The organism is Micromonospora sp. L5 (genome assembly GCF_000177655.2).
GTDB lineage: Bacteria > Actinomycetota > Actinomycetes > Mycobacteriales > Micromonosporaceae > Micromonospora > Micromonospora aurantiaca.
In genome coordinates this window covers 5,822,356-5,838,355 of record NC_014815.1, presented here as the reverse complement: position 1 = coordinate 5,838,355, position 16,000 = coordinate 5,822,356, and the positions used below count along the sequence as shown (strand labels likewise).

Below are 16,000 nucleotides of genomic sequence, written 5' to 3'. Positions count from 1 at the left end.
CGGGGGTCGCGTCGTGTCACCAGCGCGAGGGCGGGGGCGGCGGCACCACCGGCGGCCGGTCGTCGCAGGTGATGGTGTTCGGCAGCAGCCACGGGGCCAGCCACCCGCCGTCGTTGCCACCCAGATCGGTCAGGGCGAACTCCGACCCGGCGGGTGTGAAGTGGAACGACCCGCAGTTGTTGACGCCGACCGCGCCCACGTTGCGGGCGTCGACGTTCGCGAAGCTCGCCCCGCCCGCCGTACGCGCGCTGACCACCGACGTGCCGGTGCCGTCGACCCGGATGTCGCGGAAGCGGACGTTGTCGATGCGGACGCTGTCCTTCACCGGCCAGTCGCTGACCAGCATGATCGCGTTGTAGGTGCTGTCCAGGTACGCGTCGCCGGTCACCTGGATGTCCGCGGCGTCGATGCTGCGGTCCAGCGCGTAGAACCAGATCGCGCCGAGGCCGATGTTCCAGTTCAGGTCGTACGTGCCGGCCCGCACAGTGGTGTTGCCGGTGATCCGCAGTCGGCCGGTGAACGGCTCGGCCCCGAACCGGGAGCCCACCTGGATCGCGCTGCCCTCGCGTACCGGGTCGGCGATCAGGTTGTGCGCGACGGTCAGGTCGGCGCCGCCGTACAGCGCGATGCCGTTGGCGAGCACCGGCGACTGCACCGTGTTGTAGGCGAACGTGTTCGACGCGTTCGCCGTACCCTCCGACCACATCGCCAGCGCGTCGTCGCCACTGTTGCGGACCACCGAGTTCGTCACCGACGAGTGCGTGACGCCGGTGTGGAAGTTCAGCCCGTCGGCGATCTGGTCGGCGATCACCGTGTTCGTGACCCGCAGGCCGGTCATCGGCCCGTCGAACCACATGCCGACCTTCGTGTGGTGCAGGTAGAGGCCGTCGATGGTGCTGTGGTTCAGCGCCCCGCCGACGGCGTTCACCTGGTCGGTGTCGATCCGCTCCCGCACGTCGCCCTCGATCGCGAAACCGGACAGGTGCACGTCGCTGCTGCCGCCGTCGGCGGCGTCGCGGCCGTAGAAGCCGACGCCCGTGTGGCGGGAGCCGTCGGGCGCCGGGGTGTCCAGGGCGACCTCGCGCCCACGCACGATCGTGTACCAGCTCCCGGCCCCGGCGATCGTCACGTCGTCGACGATTATGTGCCGGTTGACCTGGTAGGTGCCCGGCGGCAGGTAGAGCGGGCGGTCCACCCGGCGGGCGTACGCGACGGCCCGGTCGAACGCGTCGGCGGACTCCCGGCGGCCGGTCGGGTCGGCGCCGAAGGACAGCGCGTTCACCGCGCGGGGGACCACGCGGGGCGGGGCGACCAGATGCGCGTCCACCAGGTCGATCACCGTCCACGCGGCGGCCGTGCCGCGCGGCGCGGTCAGCCGGACCACCTCGCCGGCCCGATGGGTACGGCCGAGCAGCAGGCGCTGCTCGTCGTAGAAGTGGTGCGGCCGGAACGGCTTGCTGATCACCGGCGCGGGCGTGGTGGCGGCCGGGACGCAGGAGCACTCGGTGATCCACCAGTCCGGGTGCAGCAGGTCGGCGCCGGGATCGTTTGTGAACGGGTACTGGTTGTAGAGCCAGGCGTACTGCGAGGTCAGCGTCATGGTGCGGGCGGGCGCGTGCCCGACTGACACCCGCAGCGGCGCGGTGATCCCGCCGCCGCCCGGCGCGTCCGGGATGCTGTAGCGCACGGTCAGCGCGTTCGTGGCCCGGGGGAGCGTGAGTTCGACGTACTGGCCGGGCAGCAGGCGTACGGCCCGGCGGCCGGACGCCTCACCGGCGAGTGTGTACGCCGACCGGTCCGGCCCGATCACGGCGCCGGTGGTCCGGCCGTGTTCCGCCTCCTGTTCGACGTAGTCCACAGTCGCACCGCGACCGGCCACGAGCGCGGGGTCCAGCCCGGCGCGGGTCACCACGGGAGCCGGTCCGCGCGGCGGGCCCGCAGTGGCGGCACCGGGCGGTACGAGCAGGGCGGCGGCGACGAGCGCCGCCGCGAGGATCCTCGGCACGCTCCGCGACATCGGAGCACCCACTTTCTCGGGGGACGGGTGGCCTCGGCGGCGCAGGCCATCGACAAGGTTCCTCATGTTATTCCGGTGCTCTGTTGCCTTTCAAGCATCAATCTGCTCGCATCTTTCGGACCGCATGCCTCCGTACGCGGCAAGAACCGACCCACTTCGGCTGTTCATTTCTTGCAAGAATCCGACGTACGATTGCCGCCGTGACGAAGCGCCTGACCGAGGTGGCCCGCAAGGCGGGCGTCAGCGAGGCGACCGTGAGCCGGGTGCTCAACGGCCGCGGTGGCGTGTCCGAGGCGACCCGGACCGCCGTGCTGACCGCCCTCGACGTGCTCGGATACGAGCGCCCGACGAAACTGCGCGGCGAGCGTGCCCGCCTGGTCGGCCTGGTGCTGCCGGAGTTGCAGAACCCGATCTTCCCGGCCCTGGCCGAGGTGGTCACCGGCTCCCTCGCCCAGCGCGGCTTCACCCCGGCGCTCTGCGCCCGCACCATCGGCGGCGTGCCGGAGTCCGGATACGTGGAGATGCTGCTCGACCACCAGGTCAGCGGCGTCATCTTCGCCGGCGGCTCGTACGCCCTCGCCGACGCCTCGCACGAGCACTACCGGCGCCTGACCGACCGCGGCCTGCCCGTGGTGCTCGTCAACGCCGGCGTCGAGGAGCTGGGCTTCCCGCGGGTGTCCACGGACGACGCGGTCGCCGTCGAGCAGGCGTACGGGCACCTGCGCTCCCTCGGCCACGAGCGGATCGGCATGGTGCTCGGCCCGGCCGACCACGTGCCCTCGCGCCGCAAGCTCGACGCCATGGTCCGGGCCGCCGGCTGGGGCGAGGACCGGTCCCTGGTGGAGCGGTCCAGCTTCTCCATGGAGGGGGCGCGGGTCGCGGCCACGAAGCTGATCGAGCGCGGCGCGACAGGGATCGTCTGCGCCAGCGACGTGCTGGCGCTGGGCACCATCCGGGCCGCCCGCCGCCTGGGCTGCGCGGTGCCGGCCGACGTCTCGGTGGTCGGCTTCGACGACTCGGCGTTCATGACCTGCACCGATCCGCCGCTGACCACTGTGCGGCAGCCGATCGAGACGATGGGCCAGGCCGCTGTGGACCTGCTCGTGACCCAGATCGAGGGCGCCGGCGTGCTGCACGACGAGCTGCTGTTCGAGCCCGAGCTGGTGGTACGCGGCTCCACCGCCCCCGCCCCTCGCCGCTGACCCCCGGCGGCTTCCGCCGCCTCGCCCTGCCCCGCCTCGCCCTGCCCCGCCGCGCCGCGCCCCGCCTCGCCACGTCCGTCGATCTTGGAGTAATGGCGCCCGGAATGCGGCCTACTTCCGTTATCTGAGGTGCCACAACTCCAAGATCGACGGACGACTGACGACGCAGTCGAGTTCTTGCATTCTTGCGTCCGCATCTTGCTGGGTTCGGTTCGCGTCGCTACAGTGACTCCACTCACACCTGACCCGGGGCGCGGTTTCCGGAGGCAGGGCGCGCGCCGGTTGCCGTTCCACCACCTGAGGGCAGCCGCGCGGTCACCGCACATCAGTGAAGGCCATGGATACACCCGTTCCCGAAGGGATGGACAGATGTCCGTACCGCAGTATCGGAAGGTCGCGGCCGTGGCGCTCGCGGCCGGCCTCGGGCTCAGCCTTGCGGCGTGCTCCACCAAGAGCGACGACAGCAGCGACGCCGGCGGCAAGGTCACCATCACCGTCGACTGCCAGCCGGTCGGCGCGCAGAAGGAACTGCTGAAGAACTGGAACGACGACGTCGCCGAGTTCCAGCGGCAGAACCCGGACATCGTCGTCAAGAGCGTCAGCGTCGGCGAGCAGTGCAACAACCCGCCGGACTTCACCGCCCGCCTCGCCGGCGGCACCGTCACCGACGTGTTCTACGGCTACATGACCGACCTCCAGCAGGTGCTGGACTCCGGTCAGGCGATGGACATCGGCCAGTACGCCACCAAGGACACCATCCCCACCTGGGACAGCGTCGACCCGGCGCTGAAGGAGGTCTTCACCGACGGCGGCAAGCTCTACGCCGTACCGGTGAAGAACTACTCGATGGGCCTGATCTACAACAAGGCGCTGTTCCAGCGGGCCGGGCTCGACGTGAACAACCCGCCGAAGACCTGGCCCGAGGTGCGGGCCGCGGCCAAGAAGATCTCCGCGCTCGGCGACGGCATCGCCGGGTACGCCGAGTACAGCGCCGGCAACACCGGCGGCTGGCACTTCACCTCGCTGCTCTACTCCCAGGGCGGCCAGGTGCTCAGCGCCGACGGCAAGAAGGCCGACTTCAACAACGCGATGGGCAAGCAGGTCCTGCAGAACCTCAAGGACATGCGGTACGGCGACAACAGCATGGGCAGCCGGCAGCTGCTCCAGTGGGGTGACCTGCTCACCAACGCCGGCGCCGGCAAGGTCGGCATGTTCATCGGCGCGCCGGACGCGACCCAGGCGATCGTGAGCCAGTTCCAGGGCAAGTACCAGGACTGGGCGATGGGTCCGCTGCCCGGCCAGGACGGGCCGGCCAAGGCCACGCTCGGCGGCGGCGAGGGTTACTTCTTCAAGAAGGGCCTGAGCCCGGAGCAGGTCAAGGCCGGTCTGAAGTGGCTCGCCTACCAGAAGCTGACCCCTGGCAAGGGCCAGTTCGACTACGTGCGCGCCAAGCCGCAGAACTACCCGGTCGGCCTGCCCCAGCCGCTGCTGTTCACGAACGGCAGCGACGCGCAGAAGCAGGAACTGGAGCTGCGCAAGGCCAACGCGAACGTGGACACCACCAACTTCGCGGTCTTCGAGGCCAACCCGGTGCCGATCAAGGGGGAGCCGCGCAACGCCCAGGCCGTCTACGCGGTGCTCGACGCCGCGATGTCCGGGGTGCTGACCAACCCGAACGCGAACATCGACGCGCTGCTCAAGACCGCCGAGGACAAGGTCAACCAGCTTCTGGCCGCGCAGAGCTGACCCGACTGGAGGTGGGGCCGGCGCACCGGCCCCACCTCCCCGAGCACCGCAGGAGTCGCCTTGGCGCTCACCACCGCCCCCGGTGCCACCCGCCGTCCCGGCCCCGCCGCGCCGACGCCGTCGCGTACCGCCGGACGCCGCGCCGGACTCGGCCGCAAGGTCCGGGACAACCTCACCGGGCACGCGTTCCTCATCGGCGCTGTCGTCTGCTTCGCCGTCTTCTCCTGGTACCCGATGGTCCGCGGCGTCGTGATGAGCTTCCAGCGCACCCGCCGGGGCGAGACCACCTGGGTCGGCTGGGACAACTACAGCCGGATCATCGCCGATCCGAGCTTCTGGACCGCCTGGAAGAACACGTTCGTCTTCACCGGCCTGGCGCTCGTCCTCGGCTACCTGGTGCCGTTCTTCGTGGCGATCCTGCTCAACGAGCTGCGCCACGCCAAGGGCTACCTGCGGGTGCTCGTCTACCTGCCGGTGATGCTGCCGCCGGCGTCCGCGCTGTTCCTGTTCAAGTTCTACGCGTACGACCCGAGCGAGGCGGGGCTGTTCAACGCGATCCTCACCGCGCTGGGACTGCCCACGTCGGAGTGGATGCAGTCGCCCACGATGACGATGCCGGCCATGGTGATCGCGTCGACCTGGATGAACATGGGCGGCGCCGTGCTGATCTACCTGGCCGCGCTGCAGAACATCCCCGGCGAGCTGTACGAGGCCGCCGAGATCGACGGCGCCGGGGTGTGGCGGCGAATCCTGCACGTGACGGTCCCGCAGACCCGGCTGATCCTCGCGCTGCTGGCGATGCTCCAGATCGTCGCCACCATGCAGCTGTTCATCGAGCCGCTGATCCTCGCCAACGGCGCCGGTACGCAGGACTCGGCGACCTCCGTGGCGTACCTGATCTACCAGCACGGGTTCTTCCAGAACGACCTCAACGGCGCCGCCGCGCTCGGCGTGATCATGCTGGTGGTGCTGGCCGGGTTCTCCGCCGTCTACCTGCGACTGACCGCGAGACAGGACTAGGACATGGCCGCCGACCCCACCACCCGTACCCTCGTCTCCCACGCCCAGCTGCGGCGCGGTCGCGGCCGCGTCCTCTACTGGCTCGTGCTCTCCGTGGTCGTGGCCGGGTTCACGCTGGTGTTCCTCGGCCCGCTGTACTGGATGGTCACCGGCGCGCTGAAGTCCGGCCAGGAGATCGCCCAGACGCCGCCGTCGCTGTTCCCGCGCGACCCGCAGCCGGGCAACTACGTCGACGCCTGGAACAACCTGGATCTCGCGAAGCTGCTGTTCAACACGTTCTACTACGCCACCGGCGCGGTGGTGTTCCAGCTCGTCCTCGACACCGCGGCGGCGTACGCGTTGTCGAAGCTGCGCCCGGTGCTGGGCAAGCTGATCCTCGGCATGATGCTGGCGACGCTGATGATCCCGGCGATGGTGCTGATCGTCCCGCAGTACGTCACGGTGATCGACCTGCCGATCGTGCACATCAACCTGCTCGACTCGCCGTTCGTGATCTGGCTGCCGCTGGTGGCGAACGCGTTCAACATCTTCCTGCTGAAACGGTTCTTCGACTCGATCCCGGAGGACCTGATGGCAGCCGCCGTGATGGACGGCGCCACCCCGCTGCGCACGCTCTGGTCGATCGTCCTGCCGATGTCCCGCCCGATCCTCGGCGTGGTGGCGATCTTCGCGGTGACGGCGGTCTGGAAGGACTTCCTCTGGCCGAAGCTGGTCATGCCGTCGCCGGAGACGCGGACCGTCAGCGTCGGCATCTACGCCTTCGCCGGCGGCACCCCGATGAACGTGGTCATCGCCGCGTCGGTGATCGCCGCGATCCCCACAGTCGTGCTGTTCCTGATCTTCCAGCGCAACATCATGTCCGGCCTGACCACCGGCGGCCTCAAGGGCTGACCCCGCGCCACCGCCCGCACCCGGGCCGCGAGCCCGCCGCAGCAGAACCGACCCGCAGAAAGCAGGTGCCCGTGTCCATGGCCGACAACAGCCCGTGGTGGCGCTCCGCGGTGATCTACCAGGTCTATCCGCGCAGCTTCGCCGATGGCGACGGCGACGGGATCGGCGACGTCGCCGGCATCCGGTCCCGCCTGGATCACCTCGCCGCGCTCGGCGTCGACGCCATCTGGTTCAGCCCCTGGTACCCGTCGCCGATGGCCGACGCCGGCTACGACGTGTCCGACTACCGCGACATCGACCCGGTCTTCGGCACCCTCGCCGAGGTGGAGGCGCTGATCGCGGAGGCGCACGCGCTCGGCATCCGCAGCATCGTCGACGTGGTGCCCAACCACTGCTCCGACGCGCACCCCTGGTTCCGGGCCGCGCTCGCCGGCGGGCCGGGCGCGCCCGAGCGGGACCTGTTCTGGTTCCGCGCCGGCCGGGGACCGGGTGGCGACCTGCCGCCCACCGCCTGGACCGGCGAGTTCGGCGGCCCCACCTGGACCCGCACCACCGACCCGGACGGCACCCCCGGCGACTGGTACCTGCACCTGTTCGCCCCGCAGCAACCCGACCTCAACTGGGACCACCCCCGGGTCCGCGCCGAGTTCGAGGACATCCTGCGCTTCTGGTTCGACAGGGGCGTGGACGGCATCCGCATCGACTCGGCCGGGCTGCTGGTCAAGGACGGCACGCTGCCCGAGGTGTACCCGGACCGACCGCACCCGTTCCGCGACCAGGACGGCGTGCACGACGTGTACCGCGCCTGGCGGCGCATCGCCGACTCGTACCCGGGCGGGCGCGCGCTGGTCGGCGAAGTGTGGTTGCCCGACCGGCAGCGGTTCGCGAACTACCTGCGCCCGGACGAGCTGCACACCGCGTTCAACTTCGACTTCCTCGGCTGCGCCTGGGACGCCACGTCACTGCGGGAGAGCATCGACGGCACGCTCGCCGCGCACGCCCCGGTCGGCGCGCCGGCCACCTGGGTGCTGTCCAACCACGACGTCACCCGTCACGTCACCCGGTACGGCCGCGCCGACACCCGGTTCAGCTTCGCCGCCAAGCGCGAGGGCATCCCCACCGACCTGGAACTGGGCACCCGCCGCGCCCGCGCCGCCGCGCTGCTGTCCCTCGCACTACCTGGCGCCGCCTACGTCTACCAGGGCGAGGAGCTGGGGCTCTGGGAGGTCGAGGACATCCCGTACGAGTTGCGGCAGGACCCGATGTGGGAGCGGTCCGGGCGGGTCGACCCCGGCCGCGACGGCTGCCGGGTGCCGCTGCCCTGGCAGGGCGACACCCCGCCGTTCGGGTTCAGCCCCGACGGCGCGACTGCCGCGCCGTGGCTGCCGCAACCGGCCGACTGGAAGGACCGCACGGTCCGCGCCCAGACCGGCGATCCGCACTCGATGCTGGAGCTGTACCGGGCCGCGCTGACGCTGCGCCGCGCCGAACCCGCGCTCGGCGACGGCACGCTCACCTGGCTGCCCGCACCGGACGGCGTGCTCGCGTTCGCCCGCGAACCCGGCTTCACCTGCCTGGTCAACCTCGGCGACGCAGCGGTGCCGCTGCCCGCGCACGACCGGCTGCTGCTGGCCAGCGGCCCACTCGACGACGACCGGCTGCCACCGGACACCGCGGTCTGGCTGCGTACCCGATCGGCCTGACCGCGGCGCCGGCGGTCCCGTCCCGCCGCCGGCGCCGCGACACCGGCGGCCCGTCCCGGCCGCCACCACGCGACACACCTGGGGAGGAGGAAGGAGAGGCAACGCCGCACGGGGGATCTGGCCACCGACGAAAGGGAGCACACCCCGCATGGCCGAGCACCGCACCGAGCACCGCACCGCGCACCGCCACCGCAGCACCGGCGTGGCCGCCCTCGCCGCCGCCGCGCTCGCCGCCTCGACACTCGTCGTCGTGGCGCTCACCACGACCGCCACCCCGGCGCGCGCCGCCGGACTGTCCCCGTTCGACATCACCGGACGCGGCGCCACGGTGCCGTTCCGGGAGCAGGAGGCCGAACAGGCCGCCCACACCGGCACGAAGATCGGCCCCGACCGGCGCTACGGCACGCTGCCGTCCGAGGCGTCCGGCCGGGAGGCGGTCACGCTCGACGCCGTCGGCGAGTACGTCGAGTTCACGCTCACCGCCCCGGCCAACGCGGTCACGTTCCGGTACAGCCTGCCGGACAACGCCGCCGGCACCGGCCGCGACGCCACCATCGACCTGCGCGCCAACGGCACGCTGGTCAAGTCGGTGCCGGTCACCTCCCGGTACGGCTGGTACTACGGCGGCTACCCGTTCAACAACAACCCGGGCGACACCAACCCGCACCACTTCTACGACGAGACCCGGACCATGTTCGGCACCACGTACCCGGCCGGCACGAAGATCCGCCTCCAGGTCTCCTCGACCGCCCAGTCGCCCACGTTCATCATCGACCTGGCCGACTTCGAGCTGGTCGGGGCGCAGATCACCAAGCCGTCCGGCGTGCTGGACGTGGTGACCGACTTCGGCGCCGACCCCACCGGCGCCACCGACTCGACGGCGAAGTTCCAGGCCGCCGTGGACGCCGGCAAGGCGCAGGGCCGGGCGGTGTGGATCCCGGCCGGCACGTTCACGCTCTGGGACCACGTGGTGGTCGACGGCGTGACGCTGCGTGGTGCCGGCCCCTGGTACTCGGTGCTCGGCGGCCGGCACCCCACCGACCGCAAACGCGCCGCCGGCATCTACGGCAAGTACGTGCCGGGCGGCGGCTACTCCGGCGAGATCCGCCCGCACGAGGCCGGCGGGCCCAGCCGCAACGTCACGCTGCGGGACTTCGCCGTCATCGGCGACATCCGGGAACGCGTCGACGAGGACCAGGTCAACGCCATCGGCGGCGCGATGACGAACTCCGTGGTGGACAACCTGTGGTTGCAGCACACCAAGGTCGGCGCCTGGATGGACGGGCCGATGGACAACTTCACCATCCGCAACAGCCGGATCCTCGACCAGACCGCCGACGGGGTGAACTTCCACTGGGGCGTCACCAACTCCACAGTCACCAACACGTTCGTCCGCAACACCGGTGACGACGCGCTGGCCATGTGGGCGCAGAGCGTGCCCAACGTCGGCAACTCCTTCACCCGCAACACCATCGGCGTGACGATCCTGGCCAACCATCTGGTCACGTACGGCGGGCGGGACATCACCATCGCCGACAACGTCACAGCCGACTCGGTCACCAACGGCGGCGGCATCCACGTGGCGAACCGCTATCCGGGCGTCACCGGGCCGACCGCCGTGTCCGGCACCATCACGGTGGCCCGCAACACGCTGATCCGCAACGGCAACTCCGACTACAACTGGCAGTTCGGCGTGGGCGCGATCTGGTTCTCCGCGCTCAACGAGCCGATCCAGGGCGCCGCGATCAACGTCACCGACACCGACATCCTGGACAGCTCGTACGCGGCACTGCACTGGATCGAGGGCCAGACCAGCGGCATCTCGTTCGACAACGTCCGCATCGACGGCGCGGGCACGTACGCGCTCCAGGTACAGGCGCCCAGCCAGGTCCGGTTCACCAACGTCCGCGCCACCGGCATCGCCCAGTCCAACCCGATCCACAACTGCGTCGGCAGCGGCTTCCAGATCACCCAGGGCACCGGCAACTCCGGCTGGTATACGCCCACCCCGTACTGCGGGCCGTGGCCGCAGCCGCAGTGGGGCAACGGCCCGTCCAGCCCGCCGCCCACCAGCCCGGCGCCGACCACGGCAGCGCCGACGACAGCAGCGCCGACCACCGCGCCGCCGACCACGCCGCCGCCGGCCGGCGGGAACCTGGCCCTGGGCCGGCCGGCGACCGCCACCAGCACCACCCAGACGTACGCCGCCGGCAACGCCGTCGACGGCAACCCGGCCAGCTACTGGGAGAGCGCCAACAACGCGTTCCCGCAGTCGCTCACCGTCGACCTCGGCGCGTCGCGCACCGTCGACCGGGTCGTGCTGAAGCTCCCGCCCGGCTGGGAACGACGCACCCAGACGCTGTCGGTGCTCGGCTCCACCGACGGCTCCTCGTACACCACGCTCGCCGCGTCGGCGGGCCGCGTGTTCGACCCGGCCGCCGCCAACAGCGTGCCGATCGCGCTGCCGTCCGGCGACCGGCGGTTCGTCCGGGTCACAGTCACCGGCAACACCGGCTGGCCGGCGGGCCAGCTCGCCGAACTGGAGGTGTACGGCGGCGGCACCACCACACCGCCGCCTGCCACGACGCCGCCGCCCACCACCGCGCCGCCGGCCGGGAACCTTGCGGCGGGCCGGCCGGTCGCGGAGACCAGCCACGCCGACGTGTACGGCGCCGCGAACACCGTCGACGGCAACGCGAACACCTACTGGGAGAGCGCCAACAACGCCTTCCCTCAGTCGGTGACAGTCGACCTGGGCAGCGCCCGGCCGGTCGCCCGGGTGGTGCTGAAGCTGCCCCCGTCGTCGGCCTGGCAGACCCGTACCCAGACCGTCTCCGTGCTCGGCTCCACCGACGGCTCGTCGTTCTCGACCCTCAAGGCGGCGGCCGGCTACACGTTCGACCCGGCGGGCGGCAACAGCGTGTCGATCGCGCTGCCCGCCGATGACCGCCGCTTCGTGCGGCTGACCTTCGCCGGCAACACCGGCTGGCCGGCCGGCCAGCTGTCCGAGTTCGAGGTGTACGCCTCCTGACCCGGCGCGGCGGGGGCCACCGCTGGTCCCCGTCGCGCCACCGCACCCCCACCCCCGAACGCCTCTCCACCTCCCCCGGGAAGAAGGTGTCCGTCCACCATGTCCAGACTCCGTACCGGAATCGTCGCGGTGCTCGCCGCGGTCGGCCTGGTCGTCACCGCGGCCCCCGCCCCACCGGCACTCGCCGCCGGCGGCCCGAACCTCGCCGCCGGACGCACCGCCACCGCCAGCAGCGTCAACGGCCCCTACGTCGCGGCGAACCTGACCGACGGCAGCCAGGGCAGCTACTGGGAGAGCAGCGGCGCGCTGCCCCAGTGGGCGCAGGTCGACCTCGGCACCAGCCGCGCCGTCGACCAGGTCGTGCTGAAGCTCCCGGCCGCCTGGGAGGCGCGCACCCAGACGCTGTCCGTGCAGGCAAGCGCCGACGGCAGCGGCTTCACCACAGCCGTCGCGTCCGCCGCCCGCACGTTCAGCCCGGCCGCCGCCAACACCGTTACGCTCGGCTTCACCGCCACGAACGCCCGCTACCTGCGGGTGGTGATCACCGCGAACACCGGCTGGGCCGCCGCGCAGCTCGCCGAGCTGGAGGTGTACGGCACGGCCACCTCCTCGACCAATCTGGCGCTCGGCCGGACCATGACCGAGAGCGGCCACGCCGACGTGTACGGCGCGGGCAACGCCAACGACGGCAACGCGGCCACCTACTGGGAGAGCCCGAACAACGCGTTCCCGCAGTGGATCCAGGCCGACCTGGGCGCCGCCACCGGCGTCAACCGGCTGGTGCTGCGGCTGCCGTCCGGCTGGGGCGCGCGCACCCAGACGATCACCGTGCAGGGCAGCACGAACGGCTCCACGTTCGGCACGCTCGTCGGGTCCGCCTCGTACGCGTTCGACCCGGGCGGCGGCAACACCGTGACTGTAACAGTGCCCACCGCGTCCACCCGGTACGTGCGGCTGCTGTTCACCGCGAACAGCGCCTGGCCCGCCGGGCAGCTCGCCGAGCTGGAGATCTACGGCCCGGCCAGCGGCGACACCCAGGCGCCGAGCGCGCCGGGCAACCTCGCGTTCACCGAGCCCGCGACCGACCAGGTGCGGCTGACCTGGACCGCGTCCACCGACAACGTCGGCGTCACCGGCTACGACGTGTACGCCAACGGCGTGCTGCGTACCAGCGTCGGCGGGTCGACGCTGACGTACACCGACACGCAGCCGGCCGGGACCACCGTCTCCTACTACGTGCGGGCGCGGGACGCGGCCGGGAACGTGTCGGCGAACAGCACCACGGTGACCCGTACCGGCAACACCGGTGACACGGTCGCGCCCACAGCGCCCGGCAACCTGGCCTACACCCAGCCGGCGAGCGGGCAGATCCGGCTGACCTGGACCGCGTCCACGGACAACGTGGGCGTCACCGGCTACGAGGTGTACGCCAACGGCACGCTGCGTACCACAGTCAGCGGGTCCACCCTCACCTGGACCGACAGCCAGCCGGACAGCGCCACCGTCTCGTACCACGTGCGGGCCCGCGACGCCGCCGGGAACGTGTCGGCGAACAGCAACACCGTCACCCGCACCGGCAGCGGCACCGGCGGCACCAACCTGGCGGTCGGCAAGCCCGCCACCGCGTCGTCGATGGTGCACGTGTTCGCCGCCGCGAACGCCGTCGACAACGACGTCTCCACGTACTGGGAGGGCGCGCCCGGCGCGTACCCGAGCACGCTCACCGTCGCGCTCGGTGCCAACGCGAGCATCAGCGCGGTCGTCGTGAAGCTGAACCCGGACCCGGCGTGGGGCGCGCGCACCCAGACGTTCCAGGTGCTCGGCCGGGAGCAGTCCGCGTCCGGGTTCACCAGCCTGGCCGGCTCCGCGACGTACTCCTTCAACCCGAACAGCGCCAACACGGTGACCGTCCCGGTCTCCGCGACCGCCGCCGACGTCCGGCTCCAGTTCACCGCGAACTCCGGCTCCTCCAACGGGCAGGTCGCCGAACTCCAGGTCATCGGCGTTCCGGCACCGAACCCGGACCTCACAGTCACGGCCGTCACCGCGTCACCGTCCGCGCCGGTGGAGACCGACGCGATCACGCTGTCCGCCACCGTGCGCAACGCCGGCACCGCGGCCTCCGCCGCCACCACCGTCACCCTCTACCTGGGTACGACGAAGGTCGGCACCGCCGCCGTCGGCGCGCTCGCCGCGGGCGCGTCGAGCACCGTCTCGGCGGCCATCGGCGTACGCGACGCCGGCAGCTACCCGCTCACCGCGACTGTCGACGAGTCGAACACGGTGATCGAGCAGAACGAGGCGAACAACTCCTACACCAGCCCGACCCCGCTGACTGTGAGGCCGGTCGCCAGCTCCGACCTGGTCGCCTCCGCTGTCACCTGGTCACCCGGCACGCCGAGCGCCGGAGCGAGCGTCTCCTTCGCGGTGACGCTGCGCAACCAGGGCACCATCGCGTCGGCGAGCGGTGCGCACGGCATCACGCTGACGGTGCGCGACCAGTCCGGCGCCGTGGTCCGTACGCTCACCGGCTCGTACAGCGGTACGATCGCCGCCGGTGCCACCGCCGGACCGGTGTCGCTCGGCACCTGGACCGCCGCCAACGGCCGGTACACGGTGCGGGTGGTGGTCGCCGACGACGCCAACGAGCTGCCTGTCAAGCGGCAGAACAACACCAGCGAGCGGTCGCTGTTCGTCGGACGCGGGGCCAACCTGCCGTACGACGCGTACGAGGCCGAGGACGGCACGACCGGCGGCGGCGCGCAGGTGATCGGGCCGAACCGCACCATCGGCGACCTCGCCGGGGAGGCGTCCGGCCGCCGCGCGGTCACGCTCAACACCACCGGCGCGTACGTCGAGTGGACCACCCGCTCGGCGGCCAACGCCCTGGTCGCCCGCTACTCCATCCCGGACGCACCGGGCGGCGGCGGGATCGACTCGACCATCAACGTGTACGTCAACGGCGTGCTGCACAAGCCGATGAGCCTCACCTCCAAGCACATCTGGCTCTACGGCGCCGAGGCCGGGCCGAGCGACTCGCCGAGCGCCGGCGCGCCCCGGCACCTGTACGACGAGGCGAACGTGCTGCTCGACACCACGGTCCCGGCCGGCAGCCGGATCCGGCTCCAGAAGGACCCGGCGAACACCACCACGTACGCGATCGACTTCGTCGACACCGAACTGGTGTCGCCGCGCGCGAACCCCGACCCGGCCCGCTACAAGGTGCCGACCGGGTTCAGCCACGCCGATGTGCAGAACGCGCTCGACGCGGTACGGATGGACACCACCGGCACCCTGGTCGGCGTCTACCTGCCCGCCGGCACGTACGAGACCGCGCAGAAGTTCCAGGTGTACGGCAAGGCGGTCAAGGTCGTCGGCGCCGGCATGTGGTTCACCCGCTTCCAGACGCCGCGCAACCAGCAGAACACCGACGCCGGTTTCCGGGTCGAGTCCTCGGCGAGCGGGTCGACCTTCGCCCACCTGGCGTTCTTCGGCAACTACACGAACCGGATCGACGGGCCCGGCAAGGTGTGGGGCGAGCTGAAGGACGTGGACGACCTGACGCTCGACAGCGTCTGGGTCGAGCACACCGTATGCGCGTACTGGGGGGTGAGCGTGGACGGGTTGACCATCAGGGACAGCCGGTTCCGCAACACCTTCGCCGACGCGGTGAACATGACGAACGGCAGCACCAACAACCTGGTCACCAACTCGGAGGGCCGCTCCAACGGCGACGACGCGTTCGCGCTGTTCTCCGCCACCGACCAGGGCGCGTCAGGCGGCAACCACGGCAACGTGTTCGAGAACCTGACCGCCACGCTCACCTGGCGTGCGGCGGGGCTGGCCGTGTACGGCGGCTACGACAACGTGTTCCGCAACCTGTACATCGCCGACCAGCTCACGTACTCGGGCATCACGATCAGCTCGCTGGACTTCGGCTATCCGTTCGTCGGGTTCGGCGCCAGCCCGCCCACCCGGTTCGAGAACATCTCGCTGATCCGGTCCGGCGGGCACTTCTGGGGCGCGCAGACGTTCCCGGCGATGTGGTTGTTCTCCGCGTCGAAGGAGTTCCGCGGCATCCGGGTGAGCGACGTGGACATCGTCGATCCGACGTACTCGGGGATCATGTTCCAGACCAAGTACAACGGCAGTCAGCCGGAGAACCCGATCACCGACACGGTGCTGACGAACGTGTCGATCTCGGGGGCGCGGCGCAGCGGCGACGCGTTCGACGCGAAGTCCGGCTTCGGCATCTGGGTCAACGAGATGCCCGAGGCGGGTCAGGGCCCCGCGGTCGGCGCGGCGACGTTCACCAACCTCCGCCTGACCGACAACGCCCAGGACATCAAGAACACCACAACAACCTTCACCATCACCCGCAACTGACCCC

8 protein-coding genes are annotated in these 16,000 nt (G+C 71.2%); 7 read left to right on the top strand and 1 reads right to left on the bottom strand.

Going from position 1 to position 16,000, the window contains the following annotated elements:
* Window positions 1-16: 16 nt before the first annotated feature.
* Complete coding sequence (locus ML5_RS26875; protein ID WP_143766959.1) at window positions 17-2,017, bottom strand: glycosyl hydrolase family 28-related protein; 2,001 nt, start codon at window positions 2,015-2,017, stop codon at window positions 17-19.
* Between the two features lie 200 nt (window positions 2,018-2,217).
* Here ML5_RS26875 and ML5_RS26870 point away from each other — a divergent pair, with 200 nt between their 5' ends.
* The 7 genes from ML5_RS26870 (at window position 2,218) to ML5_RS26840 (ending at window position 15,996) form a co-directional block, all read left to right on the top strand.
* Window positions 2,218-3,219 carry a LacI family DNA-binding transcriptional regulator gene (locus ML5_RS26870; RefSeq protein ID WP_013286147.1) on the top strand — a complete coding sequence of 334 codons (1,002 nt, stop codon included), beginning with the start codon at window positions 2,218-2,220 and terminating at the stop codon, window positions 3,217-3,219.
* A gap of 369 nt (window positions 3,220-3,588) precedes the next feature.
* A complete protein-coding gene (locus ML5_RS26865) occupies window positions 3,589-4,965 on the top strand; it encodes an ABC transporter substrate-binding protein (RefSeq protein WP_013286148.1) in 1,377 nt (458 codons plus the stop codon).
* Between the two features lie 60 nt (window positions 4,966-5,025).
* On the top strand, window positions 5,026-5,985 hold the full coding sequence (locus ML5_RS26860) for a carbohydrate ABC transporter permease (RefSeq protein ID WP_013286149.1): 960 nt from the start codon (window positions 5,026-5,028) through the stop codon (window positions 5,983-5,985).
* Window positions 5,986-5,988: 3 nt separating this feature from the next.
* A complete protein-coding gene (locus tag ML5_RS26855; protein ID WP_013476928.1) occupies window positions 5,989-6,876 on the top strand; it encodes a carbohydrate ABC transporter permease in 888 nt (295 codons plus the stop codon).
* Between the two features lie 77 nt (window positions 6,877-6,953).
* Window positions 6,954-8,579 carry a glycoside hydrolase family 13 protein gene (locus ML5_RS26850; protein ID WP_013476927.1) on the top strand — a complete coding sequence of 542 codons (1,626 nt, stop codon included), beginning with the start codon at window positions 6,954-6,956 and terminating at the stop codon, window positions 8,577-8,579.
* A gap of 148 nt (window positions 8,580-8,727) precedes the next feature.
* Complete coding sequence (locus ML5_RS26845; RefSeq protein WP_013476926.1) at window positions 8,728-11,610, top strand: discoidin domain-containing protein; 2,883 nt, start codon at window positions 8,728-8,730, stop codon at window positions 11,608-11,610.
* Window positions 11,611-11,709: 99 nt separating this feature from the next.
* Complete coding sequence (locus ML5_RS26840; RefSeq protein WP_013476925.1) at window positions 11,710-15,996, top strand: discoidin domain-containing protein; 4,287 nt, start codon at window positions 11,710-11,712, stop codon at window positions 15,994-15,996.
* The last annotated feature ends 4 nt before the right edge of the window (window positions 15,997-16,000 follow it).

Bases quoted from the DNA above. Each gene is read 5' to 3' on its own strand.
- ML5_RS26855 (WP_013476928.1), top strand. From the start codon at position 5,989: ATGGCCGCCGACCCCACCACCCGTACCCTCGTCTCCCACGCCCAGCTG.
- ML5_RS26845 (WP_013476926.1), top strand. From the start codon at position 8,728: ATGGCCGAGCACCGCACCGAGCACCGCACCGCGCACCGCCACCGCAGC.
- ML5_RS26850 (WP_013476927.1), top strand. From the start codon at position 6,954: ATGGCCGACAACAGCCCGTGGTGGCGCTCCGCGGTGATCTACCAGGTC.
- ML5_RS26840 (WP_013476925.1), top strand. From the start codon at position 11,710: ATGTCCAGACTCCGTACCGGAATCGTCGCGGTGCTCGCCGCGGTCGGC.
- ML5_RS26865 (WP_013286148.1), top strand. From the start codon at position 3,589: ATGTCCGTACCGCAGTATCGGAAGGTCGCGGCCGTGGCGCTCGCGGCC.
- ML5_RS26875 (WP_143766959.1), bottom strand. From the start codon at position 2,017: ATGTCGCGGAGCGTGCCGAGGATCCTCGCGGCGGCGCTCGTCGCCGCC.